Below are 24,065 nucleotides of genomic sequence, written 5' to 3' on the forward strand. Positions count from 1 at the left end.
CTCAAAGTGGGGATTGTGCCCTGTTTCTTGCCCTTGTTTGTTCGAGAATTATGGCTGATATGGCATCGAAGTGGTGAAAGCTCATCAATAAAAAAATTAAGTTGACAATACCTTATCAAATCTATTGATTTGATCGGATTAGTAATTGGCGTTACAGAGAAAAGAAAGGTAGTTCCATGCAAAAAATTCAACAGAGATTTTTCCTTTTGAGGAAAAAAGTAAACCTGCTTGCGCTTGTTTGCGTACTCTGCTTTGGCTTCTTCGAAGCCATTTCTATTCCAACAGCGTCTGCTCATGCTGCCAACACAATGTCGGACCCTTCGGTAATAATTGTTGTGGATAATACAGCAAACAGGGGGTGCACTAAGCGTAGAGAACAGGGAATAGGAACAGCACATGAAAGTGTATCAACACAAATATGCTCTCCAGGAACTATACTTGACACACGAATTGTTAAGAAAACAACAGCTATCGCGCAACACGATGCATATGTATTACTTCCTCATAAAAATGCATCAACTGCGATACTTAAGCAAACATTTGCAGATGTGCAGAAGCTGAGGAATAGCAAAAAGGCATCGCTACAATCTAGCATGGCGCAGTCATCGTGTTTTACTGGACAAGAAACGCTCTATGCTACAGGGAATCCAGGAGGGAACGGATACTGTGCTTATGTCGATATAACTTACTACGCCAATGGTTGTAGTGGGATTTTTATTGACAGAGTATCAGAACAAGGTGTTAACATGCCAAATGATACGTATTACGCAGATGTGGGCTTTTACGCGAATGACTGGTTTGGTTGGGGTGGTCCTTTTGGTTGTCCGAGCGTCTACGACGCTGCACCGATTACCCTTAACATTAACCACTCAGAACCGTATGGTGATTACTATGTTGCGTGGTGGTTAAATCTGACTGTTGTAAATGATTACTGTAATGATCGATGGGCATCTTTCCTTGAGTCGCAATCAAGCTTCCTGCTAAACTAGCCGAGTTTTTAGAAGGAAGTACGATGGCTCTCCGAACCAGAAAAGTGAATGAAAATCGGCTATTTTGAGCGATAGACGTATCAGTAGGCGATTTTTGGAGGAAAAGGCTTGTGATTTGCTGGTTTTAATAAGTAATCAAACGTCTAATCCAACGAATTACAAGCCTGTAAATTGCTTAATTCCATGGCAGCAAATAGGTTCATTCTCACTTTCCGTGAAAAGGGATGAGTGATAGAATAAGATCCAGCAAAAGTTTTGTTCCGCTTGTTCCCCACGAAGAAAGATACTCACATTCTGGAGTGGACCCTTCAAGCCGGGTCTGACGCATTTTTGATGATCATGATGAATCCACTGAATGGTGAAGAACACGCTGGCGCAGGAGGTCAAAATTCGCCCTGCCTGCCATACATCTGCCGCTTGAGGTACTTCAAGCGATGGACATGCCCCTCCACAACACCATTGTTCCAAGAAAAAATGAGTCCAGCTTGCACTGCTTCCTGATCCTGGCGCAATTTGACGACAAACGAGCGTAGTTCAGGAATACCACTGTGAACCGCTGCATGTAACCAGAGATCGAGTTCTTCTCCCCGGCGCTCTCGTACCATCTGGAGAAACAGTTGAAACAGCGATGCGCTTCGCTCCAACTCTGGGTGGAGTTTTTTTGCCTGGGTCAAGGCTTGCACTTCCTCTTGACTCAATTCCTTGTCATGTCGCCAGAGTAGGCCAACGAGGCGACGTGGCGTCAGTTCAGTCGTCTGGGAGATGGAAGGGAGAGCAACACCCTGTTGTTCCAATTGGCGTAAGCCCAACACATAGCGCACCACCGTCATTCGGGTGCCGGTGAACCCTTGCGCCACAATTTCTCGCCACAGTCCCAATTCATTACGATACCCTTCTTGATAGCGAGCTCTCAGGTAGGGTTCATAAGGAGTGAGAATGCCAGGCTTGGGCGAGCGAGAGGGCTTTTCAGGAAAGCTTTCTGCTTTGGAGTAACGAAGAACCGATTCTCGATGCATGTGTCATCGCCGTGCAATTTCGCGATGACTCACGCCTTGCTTCACGAAGCGCTGTACGGCCTCGTAGCGTTCAACGAGTTTGTCTCTCGCCTGTTTCTTCCGATGTTCCCGATCTGGTCGGGCATAGCGGACGAAGAGAGGGATCGCATTCTCGTTGGTGACAGGAAGATGAATGTGTTTGAGGAGGTGACGGTGGCGATGAAAACTGCGCTCCAGCACTTCTGCCAGATGACGCACGACATGGAAGCGATCTGCGACTTGAACTGCTTGAGGAGCACCTTGACGAGATCCCAAAGCATATTCGCCGCCGCGATCTCGGCTGATAACCAGAATTTCAGGGTGATTTGCCAGCCATTTGGCAAGGGTCGCAGCAGTGCGATCAGGCAGAACATCGATTGGGCGGTGTGTTTCCAGATTCAACAGAAGCGTTCCATAGCGCTTGCCTCGGCGATAACTCCAATTATCTACTCCCAGGATACGCACCAATTGATCTGCGGTGTTGGCCTCCTTGCGTATGAGGCGTACACGCGTATCATGACTGACCTGCATGGAAAGGTCTTCCGCCAAGTGGGCTCCTGCTCGACCTCCCAGTGCAAAGGAGAGGGCCGTCAAAACACGTGTTGCTCTCACGGTTCGCCGAGCGTAGGCAACAGCACAGGTGGGAAGACGCTCACAAAAGATATTGCGGCTGCAATCTGGATTTTGGCAGCGAAAACGACGAGCTTCGACAATCCAACGGACAGATTGACCACAACAAGGAAGATCTGCCCATTGCCTCTTGTAGCGAGAGTGAACCCGTCTTGAAGGCAGGTGACAAAGAGGACAGAGAGCCTCCATTGCTCTTGTTGTGGCTATGGCCGTGATCTCATGGGTGATATGGTCAATGGTAATATTCGTGAGCTCAAGTTGAGTTGCATCAGGTAAGAGATTGAAGGGTGCCATCGGAAACGCTCTTTTCTCTTCAGGTCACAGTCAATGTTCACCTCCAAATGTAGATTACAGTGTTCCCAATGGCTCTTTGAGTGTCATCAAAAATGCGTCTGACCCGGTCATTTGGGTTCACTCCAAAGTATTTCCTTTTCTTTTGTTCAAGTGCAAAAGCAAAAGCTCTTGCGGATCGTCAGTATGAAGCAAGTATAGGAGAGAGGGAAGCAAAGAGTCAGTGACGTGTTCCACGCACAAAGAGTGACCTTTTTCCTCTCCACGAACCCGCCAAAGAATATTAGGAGTGAGAACGACTCCGAATGGCACTTTGTGAGAACCCTGACGAATATGGTATGATGAGGATGGGAGAAAAACAAAAAACCTCTCCTGGAACATTCACATGGCCTCCTCGCCGTGTCACTTGTGAGAGATTGCTCGTTAGAGGAGACCATTTCGGGATTAAGAGAGATACTTCTCCTCGTGGAAAACCATCAGAACAAAACTACGGAACAGCTCTTTCCCCTGCCTTCTCCCTCTGGGAAGCTGGATGGAGCTTCGCTACCCGGCTTACCGCTTCCCTTGACCCGCCTTCTCGGCAGGGCACAGGAGGTAGAGGAGGGTGAGCGCCTGCTGCATAACACGCAGGTTCGTCTGCTCACGGTCACAGGGACCGGCGGCGTCGGGAAAACCCGTGTGGCGCTCGCCATCGCGGCTCAGGTACAGCACGACTTTTCTGATGGCGTTTACCTGTTCAACCTGGCACCTGTTCAAGACGCTTCCTTTGTCCTCCCTACTTTGCTTGAGGCTTTTTCCTTCCAGCAGAAGAGTGCCCATCCTCCTTTGGAGGAGTTGATCATCTCTCTCCGCACGAGGCACCTGTTGCTGGTACTGGATAACTTCGAGCAGGTTATCGGCGCCTCCCCACTCCTGGTCGAATTGCTGACCTCGTGCCCCGCGCTCAAGGTCGTTGTAACAAGCCGTGAGCGGTTGCATGTGCGGGGAGAACACGAGCTGGAACTTCAGCCGCTTGCGCTCCCTGGTCCACAGATGCCCGTTGGCCCTGAAGCTCTGGCGCAGTATGGGGCCATTGCGCTGTTCGTCGAGCGTGCACAGGCAACGCTCCCTTCCTTTCAAATGACTGCCGAGAATGCGCCGCTTGTGATAGCCATCTGTCAGCGCCTGGACGGGTTGCCTCTGGCTCTTGAATTGGCCGCTGCGCGCCTGGGCGTCCTCTCGCTTCATGCCCTGCACCAGCGCCTGACCCGTCGCCTGACCCTTTTGACAAATGGCCCACGCGATCTTCCCGCGCGACAGCAGACCCTTCGTGCGACGCTACAATGGAGCTATGACTTGCTCACCCCTCTTGAACAGCGCACCTATCGACGGCTCTCGGCCTTTGTCGGCGGATGTACACTGCCGATACTCGCGGCGATCTCCGCCTGGCCTGAGAGCGAAACGGCTACACTTGAGGACACCGCTACTTCCTTATTAGGCAAGCATCTGCTGGTGAGACGAGAGCAGGAGCACGATGAGCCGCGCTTTGTCATGTTGGAGACGGTGCGCGAATTCGGCTGGGAACAGCTGGTTGTTTGTCAGGAAGCAGAGATGGTCAGAGCCGCTCAAGCCCGCTATTTTGTCCAGCTTGCCGAGGCAGCAGCCTCCTCGTCTGGGAGTGAACAGGAGAACTGGTTTGAGCGTCTGGAATGGGAGCGCGAGAATCTGCGCATGACGCTGCAATGGCTGGTAGAGCACGCAGAGCAAGAGCACAACGCGGAAATGGCGCTGCGCCTGGCTGGCGCTATCGCCCGGTTCTGGACGGTACGCTGGTATCGCTGGTCTAGCAGTCAGGAACGCGACTGGGTCGAACGCACCCTTGGGCTCTCGGTCGAGGTTTCCCCGAAGATAAAAGCCAGGGCGCTGCAAGCAGCCGCATGGCTTGCCCTTGTCCAGGATGACGGTGAGCAAGCGGAGCGCTTCTATCAGGAAAGCTTGCGTTGTTTTGGCGAGGCCGAGGATGCTCGGGGAAGCGCGATGGCCTCCTATTGGCTCGGCTATCTGGCCTGGGTCGTCCACCAGGATGGGAAGCAAGCTCAATCCTTGTTGGCACAGTGCTCTCGGCTCACCAAAGATGATCCCACGGTGCTGGCCCTTGCCCGGATAACCGCCGGGAATATTGCTCTTGATCAGGGGGAGTTCACGGAGGCACAAACGTGCCTGGAGCAGAGCGTCGCCCTCTGTCGCATGACGAAGCAGAAAAAGAATCTGGCGCGTGCGCTCCGGAGCATGGGGCGGCTCCGTTTTGCGCAGGGCGAGACGAGAGATGCTCACTCACTTTTTGAAGAAAGCCTGGCACTGTGTAGGGAGACAAAGGAAGCCTTCCACCAGGCGCGTGCCCTTGATTTGCTCGGTCAGCTTGAGCTGGAGCAGGGAAACGCAGAACTGGCACAGCCCTGGCTTGAGGAAGCACGTCGCTCCTATCATGCTCTGGGCACACAACGCCATCTCGCCTGGGCCTCTCTGCGTCTGGCAGAGGCGGCGAGGCAGCAGGAGAAGTACGAAGTGGCGCACGCTTGCTATCGTAAGAGCCTGGAACTATTCGAGCGCCTGAATGAGACCGAAGGCATTGCCTCCGTTCTGCGTTCATGGGGCCAGCTCGCGGCACGGCAACACAAGCTCCAATGGGCCGTGCGCCTGTGGGGAGCGAGCCAGGTATGGAGCCAGAGGAAAACTTTACCGCATTTCTCGCTTCCCGTTGATCACCTGCAACCGACAGGCGCGAACAATGAGCCTGTTGTGGCAGCTGTGCGCCAGCAGCTCGGCCCGCAGACCTTCACTGCTGCCTGGGAAGAGGGTCAGGGGATGTCTCCCGCACGCTTCCTCGCTTCGCAGGCCTTGCACGAACCTGTTGCTTCTCAATCACCAACGCCACTGCGTAGAGAAGTTGGGCCATCTCATCTGACAGAGCGCGAGATCGAGGTCCTGCGCCTGGTCGCGCGGGGACACACAGATGCGCAGATCGCAGAGGTGCTGGTCATCAGCCCCCGCACGGTTCACGCCCATCTGCGCTCCATCTACAGCAAGCTGGGTCTCTCTTCACGTTTCGCCGCTATACGCTACGCACTTGATGCCCACTTGCTCTAAATTCCTCCATCGATCGCCAGTTTCAGCACGCTTCCCGCTGGCAACTACCCCCCATTACCTAGGCAATGCTCTTTCGGCATCGCGGGTGAAAGATAGACGCGATTGCCGATGCTTCAAACTCCCCTTTCCACATATACTCCAAGCAACAGAGTTGGAAAGCGATCCAGGCAGGACCTGGCAAGAGGAGGGCAGCCTCCTGCCGGATCCCCGCTTACGCATCAGCGCTCTTTCAAATGGATAAGGAGTATGAACAAATGATATTGGACAAAACGGGTCCCGACAGAAAAACCCGCCTAAAATCCTGCTGAGATGGAATAGAACGTTTTCCCCTTGTTTCAGTAAGTGTCCTATGGACGCCGCTCCGAATTGACCAGAAGCGACGTCTTGAGAAAAAAACGATTCTGGCGCGGGGAGTGGATTTGGGAATAGAGAGGCTTGAGAGAAGCAGTTCCAGTATGTTGCTTCATCCTCTTTCCGAGGATCCCTCCAAGGTCCTGCGTCAGCACCAGTGGCGATGTCCCCTGGAAAAAAGAAGAAAAGAGAGTGAAAAGATGAGCCTTTCAATAACCAAGCATCCCATTCTGATCCGAGCAGGTCAGAGTGACCTCTCGGGAGTGTATGCGAAACCTTCGAGCGCTCCTCGCGCTCTGATTGTGGCCTTGCATGGGGGCGCCCTCTCAGCCGCTATCTTTGATAACACCATCCCTGGCGAAGCAGGCTTCCTCGATACGGCGGCCGCTCTTGGGTACGCGGTGCTGGCGCTGGATCGACCGGGCTATGGGGCCAGCCAACAGATCGCCGAAGATCTCAGCACCTTTGATGGCCAGATCGCCCTCCTGCGGCTCGCGCTGACCGCGGCCTGGGAGCAGTATGGAGCCGACTCGGCCGGAATCGTTCTGCTTGGCCAATCCTTCGGGGGACTCATCGTCCTTGGGTTGGCTGCCAGCCAGCCTGATGTGCCTTTACTTGGCGTGAGCACTCATGGGACGGCATTACGCTGGTTGCCAGGTGCCCTCCAACGCTTTCAAAGCTTGCTGGCTAATGCCCCATTTGTCGAGCTTCCTTTCGACGAGAACGCCAGGTCCCTTGGACCTGCCAACAGTTGGGTTCATGAGGCCCGAGAACGCTTGAAGCAGAGTCGAGCTCCTTTGCCGATGGCGGAGTTGCGTGAGGTGCTTCGCTTTCCCCAACGTCTTCGTCAGATCAGTGCTAAGGTGCGCGTTCCCGTCCAGATGACCCTTGGAGAGTATGACACCACCTGGGAGTCCTCTGCATCTGCGCTGGACGAACTGAGCCAGCTCTTCCCACAAGCCCCATTTGTGGATGTGCGTCGCCAACGCTTCGTTGTTCATCAACTCAGTGCCCACTTAGCGGCGCGTGCGTTTTACCTGCGTGAACTCGCTTTTGTCGAAGAGTGCCGGGTTCACAACAGCATGATTGCCCCTGAGCCCTTGCCATAACCTTGCTTTCGCGTTCGATACCGAAGCCGTGACTGTGTGAACACAGGTGAAAAGCCTGAGTATCATTGCCGTCTGTTGGCATACTCGGCTTTGAGATCAACGATCAATTGACGCATAGTGACTGGAAGAGAGCGGTGATGGTCTTCTCGTTGGGCTTTGGTTGGGCGGAAGAGGCTGATGATACCATGGGTGTCAAAGGCATCAGCAGCGCGGCCCAGACTCCGTTCCGCCAGACCTGTCTCCTGTGCTCGTTCTGCTGGAGGAATGCCGAAAAGCACAACAGGCCGAATCCCTTCATACAAACGCTGCTCTGGAGTCCGACACCATTGTTGAAGCAGATGATAGTTATCGGTCCGCTCCCTGCGTTCTCGCTTGGCTTTCGGCATCTCTGCAACTCCCGCGCTTGATCGGCAAAGGAGACGAGACTGGGCGTTTCCTTTGCCAGCTCGATGATCTTCTCCTTATGCTACGAAAGAAGCGTGATTGACGCAAGAATCTGCTTGAAATATAGGATGATTCTCCCACTTATCCATTGGCTTGAGAGGCGCATCGGTCAACGTCACTGCCAGAATTTGTAAACTCTCCGTGGCGAGGTTTCACCACCGATTCCCGTGATTGACGTCCCCCGTTTCACCTGAAAATCGGTCGAAGTTTGCTCAATTTACCAGCCCTCTCCTATCGTACCGTCTCTCCATTGCTCTGGATGAGTTCGACGCAAAAAACTTGCCGCACCCCACTCAATCGGGTGCGGCAAGTTTTTTGCGCTGGGTCTACCACCTCCTCGAACGCCGGTCGGTGATGAAAGTACGAACAAAATAGCTCGCCTGTAAAGCACAAGATTTTATGAGCAGAATCTGATGATTTACAGGCTATCTCTTCTATCAGCCTACGAGCGAGCAGGACCCCCTTCGATTACTTGGTAGTAATCACATGTTCTGATTGTACGGAAGCCGCAAGATTCGTAGAGTCCGAGGGCATTAGCATTCTTTGTCTCTACATCAAGAGCGATGTTAGGCCAGTGTTCTTCAAGCAGCAGATCAACGATTGCCAGGAGCATTTGCCGACCGTAACCCCGCCCACGATAGGGAGGGAGTACGCCGAAGGTCACGATATCGATCTGCTCACCAATGCTGACAGTTCTGAGTGACCCAATTGGCAGCCCATCAAGCAGGCCGATGTAAAAACGTTGGTTGTCTGCTGAAATAGCCTCCGTGATCCAGTTTTCCATTGCCTCTTCAGATGCCTCAAATGCCTGTGAAACGAGATGGGTGAGGATTGGAACTTCGGTCGCTTCTGCGCGTCGGAACTGTACCTGTTGTCCTTGTGACCATTGGGGACGCTTGATGTTAGCTGGATCAAGCACCATGCGATGTTCCGAAAAACGATATTCTCCCCTGTTTGCGGAGGCAAACGCTTTGCCGGAGGGTAAGGCACCATCACAAACCAGCAGTAGGCCGCTAGCACCTCTCCGTCGCCAGACAGCTTTCGCTGCCTCAAATAGCGTCGTTCCTACACCTTTACGCCTGTGATCTGGATGTACCATCCCGTAGATCTCGATCTCTGAGTCAGGTCGGAGGTGTTGGAGGTAGGTGAAGCCGGTGAGGGTGTCACCCTGATAATGGAGTAACTGTGCTGGTTTGTTTCCTGATGGTGCAAGCATCTCTTCCAGGGAAACGAGACAGTCCACCCCTTCATACAGGCGATAATCCTCGATCAGCCTGGCTATGTTCGCTCGATCACTTGCTGTAACCTCTGTTTTAATTTCGCCTGTTACGCTACGTTGATTCATTTTTTCTTCCTTCATGTTTTTAGCGAATAAAGACATAGCACACCGAAGCACATAGCTTTGCCTTTGCTGTGCTATGTCGCGATTGATTGTCGGGAGTATCGAGAAGTGTGTACCAGCGTCGTTCATGCATGTGCACGAACGACATATATCACTCAGGGGTATCTCTGCTGAAGCGATTCTGCATTGAGCGTGGTGTGGCACAAGGGAGGATAGGTATCCATTCCTTATGATAACAAGAAGCGGTAAGATGCCTTAAGAGAGCTGTACCGAGCTGTTAGCAGAAGCGGCACACAACATGAAAATAGGGGGTGTGTTTCATTTTCTGTTGCTCCTTTTTGTTTGAAGAAACGATGTTTCAACAGATTGAATATAACATAGAGTATACCCGAAAGCAAGAGTGATCCCATGGCCCTCAAGGCCGTTGCAACGTCCCATCTGTCACCTGCGGCGGTGTGCAAAAGAAGAAAAAGAGGTTTTTGCGGAGACACCCCGCCCCCGGCAAATGGCTGCGTCCTTTGCAATCCCGCTTTGCTCTTTTTCTTTCCGATCGTCATCTCGCCGATAGCTCTATTGTAGTACGAAGCTTTTCCTGGTCTCTGCCTCGCGCAAAAAACACTTGTCGCACCCCTTTTCTTCTCCAGCACGGCGCAAACCATCAATCGTCACGACCAGATTCTTCGGGAGTCCGCCACACTTTTTTGCGTCGAGCCTGTTTAGGGCACAATCTGCTACTTATGCGGCTTGTTGCCAAGCCTCAGCCTCGCGCAAAAAACACATGTTGCACCCGGTCTCGAGAATCGTGATATGATGTATCGTTCCAGTTGCTGGCGTTGTGGCAGAGAGAATCGGAGCACGTTCCCAGGCCGACAAATCTCTGAGAGCGTATGCATCTCTTGCCCTCTCCTTGCCTATTTGCTAATATGCAGAGTAACGCCAAGTGAAAGAGAGAAGAGATGGAACTCATTCTCACCCAGCTAGAAGATTATCAGGTCCATGTGACCTGTGATAATAACCCATCCCACACCTTTGATCTACAACCATTACGACTGCTTGGTCACTGGTTTGAACGCATCACTGACGATCCGATCCGGTATGGTCAACACCTTTTTCAAGCCCTCTTCCCGCGGATTCTCCGGCACGGTATGCACTAGATGCTCATCCTGAACGCATCGTCCTGGTCAACACGAATGATGAGCTTGATATTCTCCCCTGGGAATATCTCTATAGTCCCGAGGGCTTCCTTGTGCTTGAGTTCCCTTTTGTACGTGGGCTTCCTCCAGAGCAACGTATTGCGCCTCCCATACTTGATAAGCCATTGCATATTGTGGCAGTTCCATCAAATCCATTGAGTCCCCTCGTTAAACCACTCAATATCGATGCAGAGTGGTGGCGCCTGAAAGAAATTGTTGAACCACTACCTTTTGATATCAGACTGGAACGCGTACGCCCACCGACGCTCCAACAAGTGCGTAGCCTAATCTCTAACAAACGACAGAGCGTCATTCACTTTATGGGTCATGGAGAACACATTGAGAGCGGGGCAGTCCTCTGTTTTGAGAAGGAGGACGGAAACCTGGATCTGGTCGGAGCGAGAGAGTTGATTGCCAGAATACGTGGTACCACCTTTCTGATCACGCTCAATGCCTGTATGAGCGCTTCACCGGGTCCGACCGTGTTTAGTAACCTTGCGTCCTCTATCGTGCAGGCCAAAATTCCCTATGCACTAGGCATGCGCTTTAGCATCTATGACGAGGATGCCCTGGCTTTTTCCCGCATGTTCTATACAGAATTGACGCAAGGCACATCTGTTGAAGAAGCGTTGTTACAGGCTCGACTTTCACTTGCAGAGCGTCCACTCGCCTGGGCAGTTGGTGTTCCGGTCCTGTATACGTCCCTGAGCACACCAGCATACGGCTTTATCAATCACGCTGGCACATCCCACATTGATGAGCATCAACCACGTATTGAAGTGAGCAGTATCGCTCGGGCAGTCGGAGCTTTTCAGGGTCGAGTAGATGATCTGAAAAGCCTTGGCCACCTGCTCACAGGGAACAAGCGAGCGCGAATACTTACCATCCATGGTGGTAGTGGGCAAGGCAAGACAGCACTAGCTCGTGAGGCCATTGAACGCTTTGCGTATGCATGGCCGGGAGGTGTCTGGGGCATCATGCTTGATCCACTCCCTGATCGAACCCGCATTGTAAACGATCTGGCTCAATTTTTAGGAATTCATGGACAAAAGGCCGACAATCCAGAAGATAGGGAGCATCAGGTCCTCAGGCTACTTGCTACAAGGCGCGTTCTACTTGTACTTGACAATGCTGAAACACTGGTCGACGCAGTCAATGCCAGGGATTCCCAGGCGATTGCTCTTACTGAATTTATCCAACAACTTCCCGGCGCATCAGTCAGCCTGCTCATCACCTCACGTGTCCAGTTCGGTTGGCCGGATGAAATCACCCATGAGTTGGGAGGCTTAACAATGGAGGAAGGAGCACGACTCTTCCAGCAATGCGCGCCTGGACGTCAAGAAGCTATTTCGACGAAAGAAGCACAGGAGCTCAGCCAGAAACTAGAAGGACATCCGTTGAGCCTGCGTCTCCTTGGAGGGGCATTCAATGCGAGCGCACTTTCCTTGCCTGTCTTTATTCAAGACTATGAAATGCAATTGGTTAATGCCGAGAACAAATATGTGGGTGAGGACCATCGACATCGCCAACTTTACGCGAGCATGGAAACCAGCATTCGCTACTTAAATGATGAGCAGCGCCACCTGCTTCGTAATCTCTGGATTTTTCAAGCGCCGTTCTTGCCAGATATCGCAGCCTCCATTTTTGACCCGGACAGCGAAGAAACAGATTCCACATCTTCAGCAATATATACACAACTAAGTATCCTCTGGCAACGAGGATTACTGGCATGTATTACCATTACAGCACGTGATGACACGCAAGACCTGTACTATCTCCTCCCAACAACCCGTCTGTATATTCAGACCTATATGCAAAGTACCTCTCTACAAGAAGAAATATTGCATCGCTATGGGGAAGCATATGAACTCTTCACATATACGGCATATGAGGAGATGGACCAGAGTGCATCCATCGTCGCGATAATACAACAGACAGAAAAAGATTTGGAACAGGGAATACAGTATGCCGATGTTTCCAGACAAATGAGCTATAAGGCGTACTGGGCTGCAATCCTTTCTCGCTTAGGGAAAGCGCTCAAAGCACAGGGGATTCTTGAAGAAGTACTGGAGCAAGTCCAAGGATCTGATCAGCTGCTAGAATTAGATGTACTCAGCATTCTAGGTCGGGTATACAATACCATTGGGCAGCCACAACAGGCCCTTGCTCTCTATCAACAAGCCCTGACCATCAAACGCAAGATCGGTAACCGCACTGGCGAAGCCTCTACGCTCGCTAATATGGCTTTCAGCTATCACGCCATTGGACAAACGCAACGAGCCTTTGCTCTCTATGAGCAGGCGCTTCCCCTTGCGCGTGAAAGTGGCGATTGCCGAACTGAAGCTACTATTCTTACGAATATGGCGAATGCTTATCACGCCATTGGACAACCACAACGCGCCCTTGACCTCTATGAGCAAGCTCTCCCTATCACGCGCGAGATTGGTGATCGCGACGGTGAGGCTATCTTACTCAACAGCAACGCGATTGTCTTTAAAGATACGGGAAAGCCGCAACGCGCGCTCGATCTCTATGAACAAGCCCTCCCCATTGCACGCGAGATGGGCAATCGTGATAGCGAAGCCTCCACACTCAACAACATCGCGCTCCTCTATAAGGACACGGGAAAGCCGCAACGCGCTCTCGACCTCTATAAGCAAGCGCTACCTATCACACGTGAAATCGGCAATCGTTCTCTCGAAGCGACCGTGCTAGGTAACATGGCTGGCGCTTATCAAGCCATTGGTCAACTACAACAAGCGCTCACATTTTATGAACAAGCGCTACCTATCACACGCGAAATCGGCAAGCGCTCTCTCGAAGCGACCACGCTCACTTGTATGGGTTTATTATATCAGGATATGGGTCTATCACAACGCGCTCTCGCCTTCTATGAACAGGCTCTTCCCATTACACGCGAGATCGGTGATCGTAAAAGAGAAGTTACTATACTCATCAGTATGGGCCTATCGTATCAAAGCTCTGATCAGCTGCAGCAAGCCCTCGCCTTCTATGAACAGGCTCTCCCCATTACACGCGAGATCGGCGCTCGTGATAGCGAAGCTACTCTATTCAACAATATGGGGCGGATCTATGAGGAAACGGATCAACCGCAACAAGCGCTCGATCTCTATGAGCAAGCTCTTCCCATCATGCGTGAAGTTGGCGATCGCACTACTGAAGCATCTATACTCAACAATATGGGTGGACTCTATCAAGATATGGATCAACCGCAACGTGCCCTCGATCTCTATGAGCAAGCTCTCCTCATCAGACGTGAAGTCAGAGATCGCCAAGGTGAGGCAACGACGCTTGCACGTATCGGTATGTTGTACCATGATGCGGACCAGCCGCAACGCGCCCTTCCCCTCTATGAGCAGGCCCTCGAGCTCTCTCGTGAGATAGGTGATCGCGCCACTGAAACCACTATTCTTACGTATATCGCCATGTTGTATCAAGCTACAAACCAGCTGCAACGCGCTCTTCCCCTTTATGAGCAGGCCCTCGGGCTCTCTCGTGAGATAGGTGATCGCGTAACCGAAGCAGAAACACTTGTTTTCATTGGCCTGTTGCACCGAACTACCAGCCAGGTGCAGGATGCCATTCTTGCTTACGAACAGGCGATACCTATCCTACGTGAACTGGGGGACCGTGCCACTGAAGCAAAAACACTTACAAGCATCGGCATGTTGTACCATGACACTGATGAGCCGCAACGCGCCTTTCCTCTCTACGAGCAGGCCCTCCCTCTCTTGCGTGAACTCGAGGATCGCGCCACTGAAGCCACCGTACTTTTTTGCATGGGAAACCTTTTCTACACAGTTTTTAAAAATCCGCACAAGTCATTACAATGTATGCAACAAGTTCAATACATATTGGAGCATCACGATGTTTCAGAAGAAGAAATGGATTTTACATTAGAGGAGGTGCAAAAAGCGCAGAAAGAAGTATCACAAAACAGAGAAGCGGAGAAAATCACTCAACCTGGTGGAGCAAAAAGAATACAATCACTATGGAAGGCTATTCGTTGGCCCTGGTAAGAAGCAATACGTTTTTGATAGACACGTAGGGCAGTCGAATATAAAAGGCACTGCAATAGATTTCAAGCAGAAAGAAAACAGAAGGAATTATGACAATACATATTTTTGTTCTACATGCTTCAGAGAACTCAGCCTGTGTCGATCAGATCCAGCGTAGTTGCGAGGCCTTGGGATATCAGATCTGGCACAAAGAGCAAACGTCACTATTATCCGCGGTCACTGCTCCAATCAGCAGCGAGCAAATGATCATAGGTAGTGCAGCATTTCTACTGGTCTGGAGCCGGGCTGCCGCTCAATCAAAAGAGGTGGAACGTCTGCTCCTTTTCGCACAACGTTTGCAGAAGACTATCATTGTCCTTACATTAGATGCTACGCCACCTCCAACAGCACTGGTCACAGAGAAAACTATCGCATTACAGCCTCCTTACGATCAATGCATGACCCAGATTGCATCGTTCCTACCGCCATCTAAGAGCAGCGACGCATTACAAGTACTGGTTGAACAGGCTTCACATGAGTATATCCGTGAGCGAAAGGCGGCCATTGAGCAAGCAGCGGCAATGCTGCAACGGAATGAGCAGGAAAAGGGAGTGCTGGCACTGCTCGAACATATGGTACAACATGATACGATTACTAGCGTCCGCGACAAAGCGCAAGAGGTGCTAAATCTCTATGCACAGACACTATCACAACTACCACAAACACCTTCGCAGCAAACACAGAATAGACATTCCACCTTTGGTGTACGTTGCAGAAATGGACATGTGTCCTGTTTTGACAAACGGATTGTCTGCAAAGTCACCTATCCGGTGCCACGAGGTCAGATTCAACGCAGTGGAAAAGAGTTGGATGAATTGATCCTTACATGTACAACGTGCGGTGAGGCATTAGTTGCACATGTCGATTGTGAAGGATATAAATGATGGGTAAACAACAGGAGCCCGTTGATATCCAGGATGCGCAGGAACTCTCGGAAGAGGGAAAGCAGCTTGTTCAGATTTTCACTGATATGAAAAGCAAACAGCTCGAATTTCTCGATGAGTCCGGCAAAAGTATGATCGAACGCATCGCCACATTCCTAACGATTCTGTTTGCCGTCACTGCATTTAGCAATAACTTTCCACCACCTTATCTCAAAGGAAATGCGCCAGCCAAAATCATGGTGACCCTGACGCTCATCCTGTATCTTCTGGCAATGGCAGCGGCGCTCCTGGCAATTCAACCACGAATGTACGATATTCCTCGCTATAATGTCACAGAGATGGGCAAGCAGCTACAACATATCACTACCTATAAAATGCGATGTTTGCGACTGGCTGGTGTCTTGTTTGCACTTGGTTCTATTGCACTCGCACTCCTTATTGTCGTGATCATTGCGCAGGTATAATAGCGACTGATTGCCTACAGGCTTCACAAACAGTGTCGCGATGGGGCTCATCACGGCCACATGGATTGTGGTAACTACCATGAATTTTACAGAGGATCGAGCGAGAAAGCCCCGCTCATTCATGACGGGGATGAATCGCCGTTCCTTTTGCCTCTCGCGTTTCCAGATCCTTCAAGTGGAAAAGAAGAAGACAGGAGAATCTCTAGAAGGAGCAAGGACGTGCTCATCTACGAATACAAGTTAGATGGCAGCAAAGCGCAATATGCCGCCATTGAGGAGGCAATTCGCATTGTGCAGTTCATTCGCAACAAATGCCTCCGTCTTTGGATGGACGAACACGCCAACAAGAATGAGTTGCAGTGCTATTGTGCCGTCCTTGCCAAAGCGTTCTCCTTTGTCTTTTGCCTTAACTCACAAGCACGTCAAGCCAGTGCTGATCGGGCGTGGTCTGCCATCGCTCGCTTTTATACGTTCTCCTTCAGCATAGCTATGACCTCTTCAGTGGTTGCTGTTTCACCCAGCCGTGGAAATATCCGCTCCACACTATTCTGGTGGGCATAAGCATCCCTGTCAGTCATAGCATCAGTTACCAGCACGACATGATAGCCATGCTCGTGCGCCGAGCGGGCTGTTGATTCGACCCCGATACTTGTTGCCACGCCGGTAAGAAAAACTTGTGTGACGCCGAGTTCTTGCAAATGCGCATGAAGCGGTGTGTCATGGAACGCGCCCCACGTGTTCTTGGTGATACGGTGATCGCCTGGTTGAGGGTCAAGCTCATCTGCCAGATCGGCCCATTGCGGTGGAGGCGTTGGGCGAGATTGCCCGGTTGCCTGGGCGGCTCGTGAGGCATCGGTGCGACCCGGAGCGCCGCCAACAACGTTGACGAGCACGACCGGAAATTCGCGTCCCCGAAACGCTCTGGCCAGTTCGGCTGACCGCGCAACGACCTGGCCAACTGGATGAGTGGCTGGTAGGTTTAACACGCCTTTTTGTAAATCAACGACAATGAGAGCGGCTTTTTTATCGATGGTTGTTAATGGCATAAAAACTCCTTTAATGTTTCTCTTCAACTACCCCTATTGGGCCTCTGTTGGAATGACCACAACTTCCTCAGGTCTTTCCTTTTGGGATACTGCTTCTTCCTGTCTGTTCAGTTTTTTATACACGGTAAAATACACCCACACGGCATTTATCAGTAGCAGTGCGCTGGTAAGAAAAAAGATGTATCTGATTCCCCACCAGGCTGCCACCTGTCCACCTAAAACGGAACCACCAAAAATGCCTAAATAGCCTGCCGAGATGGTGAAACCAAACACTCTCCCGGTCAGAGCATCCGGGGTGATTTTCTTGATCAAGATATTGACCGAGGGACTCAACCCGGCCACGGCCAACCCTAAGAAAAAGCGCAGTCCCATCAACTGCCAGGGATTCTGGACAAACGCCTGGGGAATAAAAATGATCCCTGCCACGACCAGTGCGACAAGTATCACCTTCTGCGCTCCAATTTTGTCGGAAAGTTTCCCCAGCCTTGGGGCCGCAATGATACTCGCCAGTCCCGAGGCTGAGAAGGCCATTCCTGCTAAAAGAGCAACATGGGTCGTATCAGTGGTAAGCTGAGTAACGTAAATGGTCACAACTGGCTCAATCGAATAGAGTGCCAGTGTTATGATAAGGTAGGTGGCAGACAAGATCACCGTTAGACTTTTGTTTGGAATCGTATTCCAGATTTCTTTCACCCGCAGCGTCTCTTTCCCGCCGCGAGTAAACGATTCTTGTACAAAGAACAGGGTGGTGAGAAAAACAACCAGCAAGAGCGCGCCGGTAAGAAAAAAGACATTTTGCAAACCGAGGCTCTCTTCTATTCCTCCCCCAATGATGGGGCCAAGCAAACTGCCTGCAATATTTGCCGTTGAAAGTGTGCCTAAGGCCCAACCTGCGTGTTCCTTATCCGTCTGCGTGGCGATGAGAGTTGTACAGGCTGTACTATATCCTGTGATAACCCCCTGTAATAGCCGTAATCCAACGAGTTCATAGACATTTTGCGCCAGGCCCATGCTACAGATCACAATTCCCATACCAAGGCTGGCACGCAAAAGCATGGGTTTGCGGCCAACTCTATCCGCAGCCACACCCCAGAGAGGGGAGAAAAGAGCGGAAATAATATAGGTCACGCCAAAGGCAAATCCCGACAACTGAGCAATCGATGCAGGGTTATCGATGCCCAGATGCTTGATATACAGTGGCAAGACGGGAGCAATCTGGCTCAGTCCTACGCTGGTGATAAACATGCCAAACCAGCAAACTAATAAGTTCCTTTTCCAGATGGGCATGATAGCAGGCCCTCTTTCTGTTCTGACTTCTCTCAACATCACTTACGAACATCCTTTTCTTTTCCTCGCGGTTGTGGTACTTGCTCTTCTCTCCACCTGGAAGAGGGGGTTGAAGGCAGCTTATGTGTGATTGTATTCACTTCTCCATGAGTATATTTTAATCTCGATAGGTCGTCAACATGTTGATTTAAAAATCAATGTGTTATATGATAGGGGCAACAAAACATCTGAAGGAGGCAGAAACACATGAGTAATGAGCGCTATATGAGTGCGCAGGAGGCGACATCTGAATTAGGAATCAGCCTGACAACGTTGTATGCATATGTGAGTCGAGGGGCGATCCGTTCGGAAGCGGTTAGCGGTTCGCGACGCGTGCGGGCCTACCTGGCGGAAGATATTCAACGCTTGAAAGCGCGCAAGGAGATGCGCCAGCATCCAGAGCAAGTGGTGAGCAAGGCGATCAGTTGGGGTGAGCCAATCATCGATTCCGAACTGACCCTGGTGAGAGATGATCGCGTCTATTATCGTGGCCGCGAGGCAGTGGAGTTGGCTGCGTCATGGAAGATTGAACAAGTCGCGGCGCTGCTCTGGGGTTTTGCTGAAAGCGAAAATGCCCGACAAGTAGAGCAATTTTTCACTGAGGAAAAGCCTCAGCCAGCGCTGCTCCAAAAACTGGCGACATTCCGGGAAAAGCTGCATCCTACCAACTTGTCGCTTCTTGAGCAGTTCCAGATGGTGCTGCCCCTGCTCGGCGCAGAGGATATGCGTGCCTATCGTCCGAGTCAGGAGGCCGCGCTCACGACAAGCGTACGCCTGATCTGGCTTTTCACGTGCTTTTTAGCCCATGCAACAACTCCTCAGGCCTCCCTGGCTGAGACGCTCCAGCAGGCCTGGTTACCACATGATGACCAGGCCTCGCAGATCTTGAATGCGGCTTTGATTCTGAATGCTGATAACGAATTAAGCGCTCCAGCTTTTACTGCCCGCTGCATCGCATCAACTGGTGCAACACTGTATGCCGCTATCAATGGAGCATTAGCAGCTTTCCGGACCGGGCAGGTTTTTCGATTTCTCGGTAGTCTTGGTCAACCTCAACAAATAAATCGGGTACTCGTCGAACGCCTGAAGCAAGGGGAAGATATTCCAGGCTTCGAGCACCCTCTCTTCCCAGCTGGGGACCCGCGGGTAGTGATGCTGTTGAAACTTTTGCACGTGCAGTATCCTGAAGCCTCTGGTACCAGGCTCGTTGAGACGCTGGTTGCCGAAGTTGAGCAAATACTGGGTATCCATCCGCGCATCGAGCTCGCCTACGCAGCTCTGGCCCTGAACCTGAAGCTTACCAATGAGCAGTTTCAGGCTCTCGTCGCGCTGGCCCGCTGTGTCGGCTGGATCGGGCATGCCTTGGAGCAAGCGCGGAGCTCGCAAGGGATTCGGCCACGCGCTCGTTATACGGGAATACAGCCAGAAGGCGGTCACTAGAAGAAGGGTTTACGGCTGTGGGGCGAGTGGAGATCGCCTGATTGTCTCCGCCTCCGCTGACTGCACCCTCAAAGTGTGGGATGTGCAAAACAGGACAGTGTCTGCTGACCTTTCCGGTGGATGGAGTGCTTTCTGGCTGCATCTTTCATCCCGATGAAGAACATCTGGTGGCCTGTGGATGGCAGGGTGCGTATTTCTTGCGGCTGGTGGTGTAGTCAGACGCCATGTATTTAGCACCCATATACCACAAAGGATGAGATAAACAAGTGCGGCTGTAGTGAGGAACATGACAGCCGCACTTGTTTTCGAGGAAAAAGGAGCGAAAGAGACGGGACGCTCCTGTTTTGAGGTTACTGCATATACGATTGGAAATGTGCAGCTATCTGCTCTAATCGCTCTGTCGTGATATGTTCACTGACGCCGATATATTTACTGTAATTCTTCTGATGAATCCCTCGTTGCGCATACCAACTCCGATTGGGACGACGATTGTAGCCTCGACGCGCGCTAAAGCGACCCTTCTGGCCCACAAAACGAAAGGACGAGAGCGACGCCAGCCAGGCAAACCATTCTGGGGAATCCGGCGTGATCGCCAGTTCCCCCTCCTCTGGACTGATGAGCACATACCGGCCTCTGGCTCCATATTCGATCAGCGGGATGAGACGGTTGCGTTTTTCTGTCGAATGGCACACTAATGCAGGCGTGGCTTGCTGACATGGCACAGAGGACGTCGTGCCTGAGTATGGAACCAGTGGGTGATCTCCGGCGCAGGTGCGTTCAGCTTCCAGCGCCAGCAGACGCTGCTCCGTGCGTTGCTCTCGCTCGCGCAGCAGTTGGAGCGTCAGGCCGGTGAGTTGGGCTTGCAGGGTTGCGACCTGGGCCTCCATCTGAGCGAGTCTGACGCGCAGATCGGCGTCAGGAGCTTCTAGAAGGGGCTTCTGGCTCTCCGCCTCAGATGGTGCAGGACAAGCAAAGGTAGCAGGCACCGATGTTTGAAGTACACGGTCATGCAAATTCGCCAGGACAAAGACTTGCTCGTTGGTGAGACACTTAATGCGTGCATCCGTCGGATGGGTGTGCAGGGACATCTGGGCCTGAACCAGCCATTGGCGCAGCGTTTTGGGATCGACGGCGAGCAGGTGACAACATTCGATGAACGAAAGATTGGTCATGAAACAACCTCCTTGATGAGAAACAACGATGGGATTCGTCACGAGATCGAGGGAAATTCCAGGGAGATTCCTTGGAATTGGAAATAGCCGAGAAAAGATGAGGGTCTGGCTGAGCCAGCCAACAGTTACCTGGCGGCACAACGACGCTTCGTGTGAAAGTAACTGGCCCGACTCTGGTGGCAACGCCGCCACCAGGACCAGCCGAGGACCAGCAGAGCGCTGCGAGGTGGTGGCCAAAGCAGAGACGCCAGGAGATGACGCACTTCAGGAATCGTGAACGAGAGAAAACAGTGAGCAGACAATGGCTCCTCTTGCGATAGAGACGCAGAAGGAGAAGTCCGGGCCGTCGCGCAAATCCCAGCGAGAGCTGCCATGACCACCATCACCAAGGTGATGAATCGATACCAGGCGGTGAATCCTCGCACCTCGTAATCCTCCAGACCCATCTCTTTGCCTGTCTCGAAACAGGTTTCAATGGACCATCTCGCTCCAATCGCTTTGACCATCTCGGCTAGCGTCGTACCGACGGGGGCAAACACCAGATAGTAGGTTTTGTCGCTCGGATCATCTATCCGACGGCGAACCAGCAGCCAGTGGCGGCCATCATCCTCCCACCGATGCAAGATGGGCAGCACTGCCCAATCGAAGAGTCGTGGCCCTTTGGTGCCCTCGCTCATGCTGAGTCGTTGCCAGTCGGAGGCAGCGAGCATCCGAGCTTTCGCTTCCGCCACCGTCATCCGTTGGCGGCCTGTGGCAGTCTGGATGCCGACAGCATCGGTGTTCGCCACTGCTAACACGTAGGAATACCGATGGACTTCGAGTCAGGTACGCAGGTCCAGATTGCTCCCATACACGCTGTCGGCCACGACCCAGGCAACGGGAACTTGCGCTGCGAAGATCCGCTCCAGCATCCGTCGGGCAAGTTTTGGCTTCGTCTGAAAGCTCACCTCATCAGGAATACCGGCCTCTCGACAACGCTCACGATCCTCCGTCCAGCGCATGGGAAGGTAGAGTTCTCGATCCAGCAGCGTCGAGCCTTTCGAACTAGTGTAGGCCAGAAACATGCCAACTTGACAGTTCTCTACTTGCCCTGTGGTGCCGCAATGTTGCATCCCGACACCGGCTGATTTCTTGCCACGCTTGCGAAAACTGGTTTCGTCAATGACAACAATTGCGCCGGGATCACCGAGCCGTTCCAGGATGTAGGCTCGCAGATCATCGCGCACCAAGTCCGCGTCCCAGACCGCGCTGTTGAGCAGCCGTTGCATCCCGTCAGGCCGGGCCTCTCCGGCGTGCTCCGCCAATTGCCAGTTATTTTTGCGCTCGACAGCACTCACGATGCCTTTGAGAAAGGCAAGCGCGCGCCGCTGAGGTTCGGGACGGGCGAAACGCGGGGAGATGCGGGCATACAGGCGTTCGAGTTCCTGGCCCCACCGCCAGACTTCGACAAAGGTGGTTTGCACTCCGACGGGGACGATCTGGAGAGGTGGCTTCATGCTGATGCTCCTTTCACATGAGACAGACTTTCTCTTGGAGCATACCCGATGAGGTAGGGGAAACGTCTGCCTGCACCGGAACAGAAGCGGCTCTTTCGAGAAGCACAACCGTTCTGATGCAGACAAACCTTGAAGATGGGAACACAAACGCTTGCGCTTGTTTTATTTTCATAGAAGAGGAGGGCGGAACGAGCCAGCTATTTCTCTTGCGGCTCATAACTTCTCACCCTTCGGGGAGAGCAAACTCCTGCTTCACTTCCGTCGATCGTCATCCTTCTCCAACAATGGCTTTCTTGATGGAGAAGGATTCGGCAAAGGGTTTGTAGCAAGCAGTTTGGATCACCAAAAAGGAGACAGATCGCAAACGTGAACACCCGGCGCGACGAGTGAGCAGCACAACTATTTACTGCTCGCGCCGCCTGGCCGACACCGCTCCCACCGCCAGGAACAAGCGCTGTTGTTCCTTTCAGGGGTATTTATCGAGTAAGCTCTGACATCATGCAGGCAGGATACCGGTCGCCGCTGGCTGCGCCGACTGGTGCGGCTTCATCAAGGGCTTTGAGTTCTTCATCCGTCAGCGTGATATCTGCTGCGGCAACATTTTCTTCAAGATACTTCATCCGGCGGGTACCAGGGATAGGGATAGCACCTTGACTCATTGTCCAGGCAATAGCGAGCTGTGAGGGCTTCACATTCTTCGCTTCGGCGATCTTTTCAATGGCGGCTACCAATTTCAGATTGGCCTCCAGATTATCGCCCTGCAAACGCGGGTCGAGCTTACGGAAGTCAGTCGGGTCCAACTTGTCGGTATTCTGCATGGTGCCAGTGAGGAAGCCACGGCCCAACGGCGAGTACGCCACAAAACCAATGCCGAGTTCACGAACGGTTTTGAGGACCTCGTTCGTTTCAACGCCGCGTTCAAACAACGAGTATTCGGTCTGTACGGCAGTCAATGGGTGCACGGCGTGGGCGCGGCGAATCGTTTCCGGCGAGGCTTCGGACACCCCGATGTAGCGGATTTTCCCCGCTTTCACGAGGTCGCTGAGAGCGCCAATCGAGTCTTCAATCGGCACGTTCAGGTCAATGCGGTGCAGGTAGACCAGGTCAAGGTGGGTGGTGGCGAGTCGGCCTAACGAACCCTCTATGGCTTTCTTGAGGTGTTCCGGGCTGCTGTCGAGCACGGGGCTGCTGTTCTCAAGATTGAGCTTGCCGTCTTCGATCCCGAAACCGATCTTGGTTGACAGTATAAGATGGTCACGCTTGCCACCGGCAAAGGCTTTGCCAAGCAGTTGTTCGTTCAGTTGTGGGCCGTAGACTTCGGCGGTGTCAAACAAGGTAATGCCGAGTTCTACCGCGCGGTGAAGGGTTGCCAGATTCTCTTCCTCGTTGCTGGGGCCGTAGGTAATACTCATGCCCATGCAACCAAGGCCCTCGGCACTGACGACGAGACCCTGGCTGCCCAGCTTTACTGTACGCATCATTTTTTTCTCTCCTTTTCCTACTCTTTAGGAACTACATGAATAATGGTGTCTACCTCAGACTGCGTCAGCGAAATGACTGTCGCGGCAAGGTTTTCTTTCAGATGGTCAAGGCTTGTGGTGCCCGGAATCGGCAGCATGTTTTCAGAGCGGTGCAACTGCTACGTGAAG

At 52.2% G+C, this 24,065-nt stretch carries 19 protein-coding genes and 1 pseudogene; 10 read left to right on the plus strand and 10 right to left on the minus strand.

The window, feature by feature from the left end; genetic code table 11:
* Window positions 1-176 precede the first annotated feature (176 nt).
* Entirely contained in the window at window positions 177-989 is an 813-nt protein-coding gene (locus JMJ04_RS43405; protein ID WP_201376601.1) for a hypothetical protein, read from the plus strand.
* 383 nt (window positions 990-1,372) lie between these two features.
* Here JMJ04_RS43405 and JMJ04_RS43410 read toward each other — a convergent pair whose 3' ends face one another.
* Both JMJ04_RS43410 and JMJ04_RS43415 read right to left on the minus strand, forming a co-directional pair.
* Window positions 1,373-2,005, minus strand: coding sequence for a transposase (locus JMJ04_RS43410; protein ID WP_201376602.1), 633 nt, complete (start codon window positions 2,003-2,005; stop codon window positions 1,373-1,375).
* Window positions 2,006-2,008: 3 nt separating this feature from the next.
* The gene (locus JMJ04_RS43415; protein WP_201376603.1) at window positions 2,009-2,947 is read right to left on the minus strand and encodes an ISL3 family transposase; all 939 of its coding nucleotides are present in this window, start codon (window positions 2,945-2,947) and stop codon (window positions 2,009-2,011) included.
* A gap of 462 nt (window positions 2,948-3,409) precedes the next feature.
* On the opposite strand from JMJ04_RS43415, the gene JMJ04_RS43420 reads away from it, so the two are divergent.
* A complete protein-coding gene (locus JMJ04_RS43420; RefSeq protein ID WP_201376604.1) occupies window positions 3,410-6,070 on the plus strand; it encodes a tetratricopeptide repeat protein in 2,661 nt (886 codons plus the stop codon).
* 551 nt (window positions 6,071-6,621) lie between these two features.
* Entirely contained in the window at window positions 6,622-7,530 is a 909-nt protein-coding gene (locus JMJ04_RS43425) for an alpha/beta fold hydrolase (RefSeq protein ID WP_201376605.1), read from the plus strand.
* A gap of 62 nt (window positions 7,531-7,592) precedes the next feature.
* Here the strand turns inward: JMJ04_RS43425 and JMJ04_RS43430 are convergent, their stop codons facing one another.
* The gene (locus JMJ04_RS43430) at window positions 7,593-7,916 is read right to left on the minus strand and encodes a hypothetical protein (protein ID WP_201376606.1); all 324 of its coding nucleotides are present in this window, start codon (window positions 7,914-7,916) and stop codon (window positions 7,593-7,595) included.
* A 500-nt stretch (window positions 7,917-8,416) separates the two neighbouring features.
* Window positions 8,417-9,319 (minus strand): GNAT family N-acetyltransferase, encoded by a 903-nt coding sequence (locus JMJ04_RS43435; RefSeq protein ID WP_201376607.1) that lies wholly within the window; start codon window positions 9,317-9,319, stop codon window positions 8,417-8,419.
* Between the two features lie 953 nt (window positions 9,320-10,272).
* Here JMJ04_RS43435 and JMJ04_RS43440 point away from each other — a divergent pair.
* The 5 genes and pseudogenes from JMJ04_RS43440 to JMJ04_RS47690 form a co-directional block, all read left to right on the plus strand.
* On the plus strand, window positions 10,273-10,470 hold the full coding sequence (locus JMJ04_RS43440; RefSeq protein ID WP_201376608.1) for a hypothetical protein: 198 nt from the start codon (window positions 10,273-10,275) through the stop codon (window positions 10,468-10,470).
* A gap of 23 nt (window positions 10,471-10,493) precedes the next feature.
* The gene (locus tag JMJ04_RS43445; protein ID WP_338001085.1) at window positions 10,494-14,549 is read left to right on the plus strand and encodes a tetratricopeptide repeat protein; all 4,056 of its coding nucleotides are present in this window, start codon (window positions 10,494-10,496) and stop codon (window positions 14,547-14,549) included.
* 89 nt (window positions 14,550-14,638) lie between these two features.
* The gene (locus tag JMJ04_RS43450) at window positions 14,639-15,472 is read left to right on the plus strand and encodes a toll/interleukin-1 receptor domain-containing protein (RefSeq protein ID WP_201376610.1); all 834 of its coding nucleotides are present in this window, start codon (window positions 14,639-14,641) and stop codon (window positions 15,470-15,472) included.
* Window positions 15,469-15,936 (plus strand): hypothetical protein, encoded by a 468-nt coding sequence (locus tag JMJ04_RS43455; protein WP_201376611.1) that lies wholly within the window; start codon window positions 15,469-15,471, stop codon window positions 15,934-15,936. Before JMJ04_RS43450 ends, JMJ04_RS43455 begins: the two co-directional genes overlap by 4 nt.
* A gap of 219 nt (window positions 15,937-16,155) precedes the next feature.
* Window positions 16,156-16,404: pseudogene (locus JMJ04_RS47690) on the plus strand (RNA-guided endonuclease InsQ/TnpB family protein); the annotation flags it as partial.
* On the opposite strand, the gene JMJ04_RS43460 reads toward JMJ04_RS47690, so the two are convergent.
* Both JMJ04_RS43460 and JMJ04_RS43465 read right to left on the minus strand, forming a co-directional pair.
* Window positions 16,401-16,982 carry an isochorismatase family protein gene (locus JMJ04_RS43460; protein WP_201376612.1) on the minus strand — a complete coding sequence of 194 codons (582 nt, stop codon included), beginning with the start codon at window positions 16,980-16,982 and terminating at the stop codon, window positions 16,401-16,403. The pseudogene JMJ04_RS47690 and the gene JMJ04_RS43460 overlap by 4 nt on opposite strands.
* Before the next feature lie 33 nt (window positions 16,983-17,015).
* On the minus strand, window positions 17,016-18,269 hold the full coding sequence (locus JMJ04_RS43465) for a multidrug efflux MFS transporter (protein WP_201376613.1): 1,254 nt from the start codon (window positions 18,267-18,269) through the stop codon (window positions 17,016-17,018).
* Window positions 18,270-18,515: 246 nt separating this feature from the next.
* Between JMJ04_RS43465 and JMJ04_RS43470 the strand changes: the two genes are divergently transcribed.
* Complete coding sequence (locus tag JMJ04_RS43470) at window positions 18,516-19,748, plus strand: citrate synthase (RefSeq protein ID WP_201376614.1); 1,233 nt, start codon at window positions 18,516-18,518, stop codon at window positions 19,746-19,748.
* A gap of 80 nt (window positions 19,749-19,828) precedes the next feature.
* The gene (locus JMJ04_RS48330) at window positions 19,829-19,963 is read left to right on the plus strand and encodes a hypothetical protein (RefSeq protein WP_268887436.1); all 135 of its coding nucleotides are present in this window, start codon (window positions 19,829-19,831) and stop codon (window positions 19,961-19,963) included.
* 135 nt (window positions 19,964-20,098) lie between these two features.
* Here the strand turns inward: JMJ04_RS48330 and JMJ04_RS43475 are convergent, their stop codons facing one another.
* The 4 genes from JMJ04_RS43475 to JMJ04_RS43485 all read right to left on the minus strand — a co-directional run bounded on the left by JMJ04_RS43475 (window position 20,099) and on the right by JMJ04_RS43485 (window position 23,897).
* Window positions 20,099-20,920: a hypothetical protein gene (locus JMJ04_RS43475; protein WP_201376615.1), complete on the minus strand. Its 822-nt coding sequence runs from the start codon at window positions 20,918-20,920 to the stop codon at window positions 20,099-20,101.
* Window positions 20,921-21,045: 125 nt separating this feature from the next.
* Window positions 21,046-21,708, minus strand: a complete 663-nt coding sequence (locus tag JMJ04_RS49330; protein WP_420799593.1) for a hypothetical protein — start codon at window positions 21,706-21,708, stop codon at window positions 21,046-21,048.
* A 33-nt stretch (window positions 21,709-21,741) separates the two neighbouring features.
* On the minus strand, window positions 21,742-22,416 hold the full coding sequence (locus JMJ04_RS49335) for an IS701 family transposase (RefSeq protein WP_420799594.1): 675 nt from the start codon (window positions 22,414-22,416) through the stop codon (window positions 21,742-21,744).
* Between the two features lie 476 nt (window positions 22,417-22,892).
* A complete protein-coding gene (locus tag JMJ04_RS43485) occupies window positions 22,893-23,897 on the minus strand; it encodes an aldo/keto reductase (RefSeq protein WP_201376616.1) in 1,005 nt (334 codons plus the stop codon).
* Between the last annotated feature and the right edge of the window lie 168 nt (window positions 23,898-24,065).

This window comes from Ktedonobacter robiniae (genome assembly GCF_016587375.1).
Lineage (GTDB): Bacteria > Chloroflexota > Ktedonobacteria > Ktedonobacterales > Ktedonobacteraceae > Ktedonobacter > Ktedonobacter robiniae.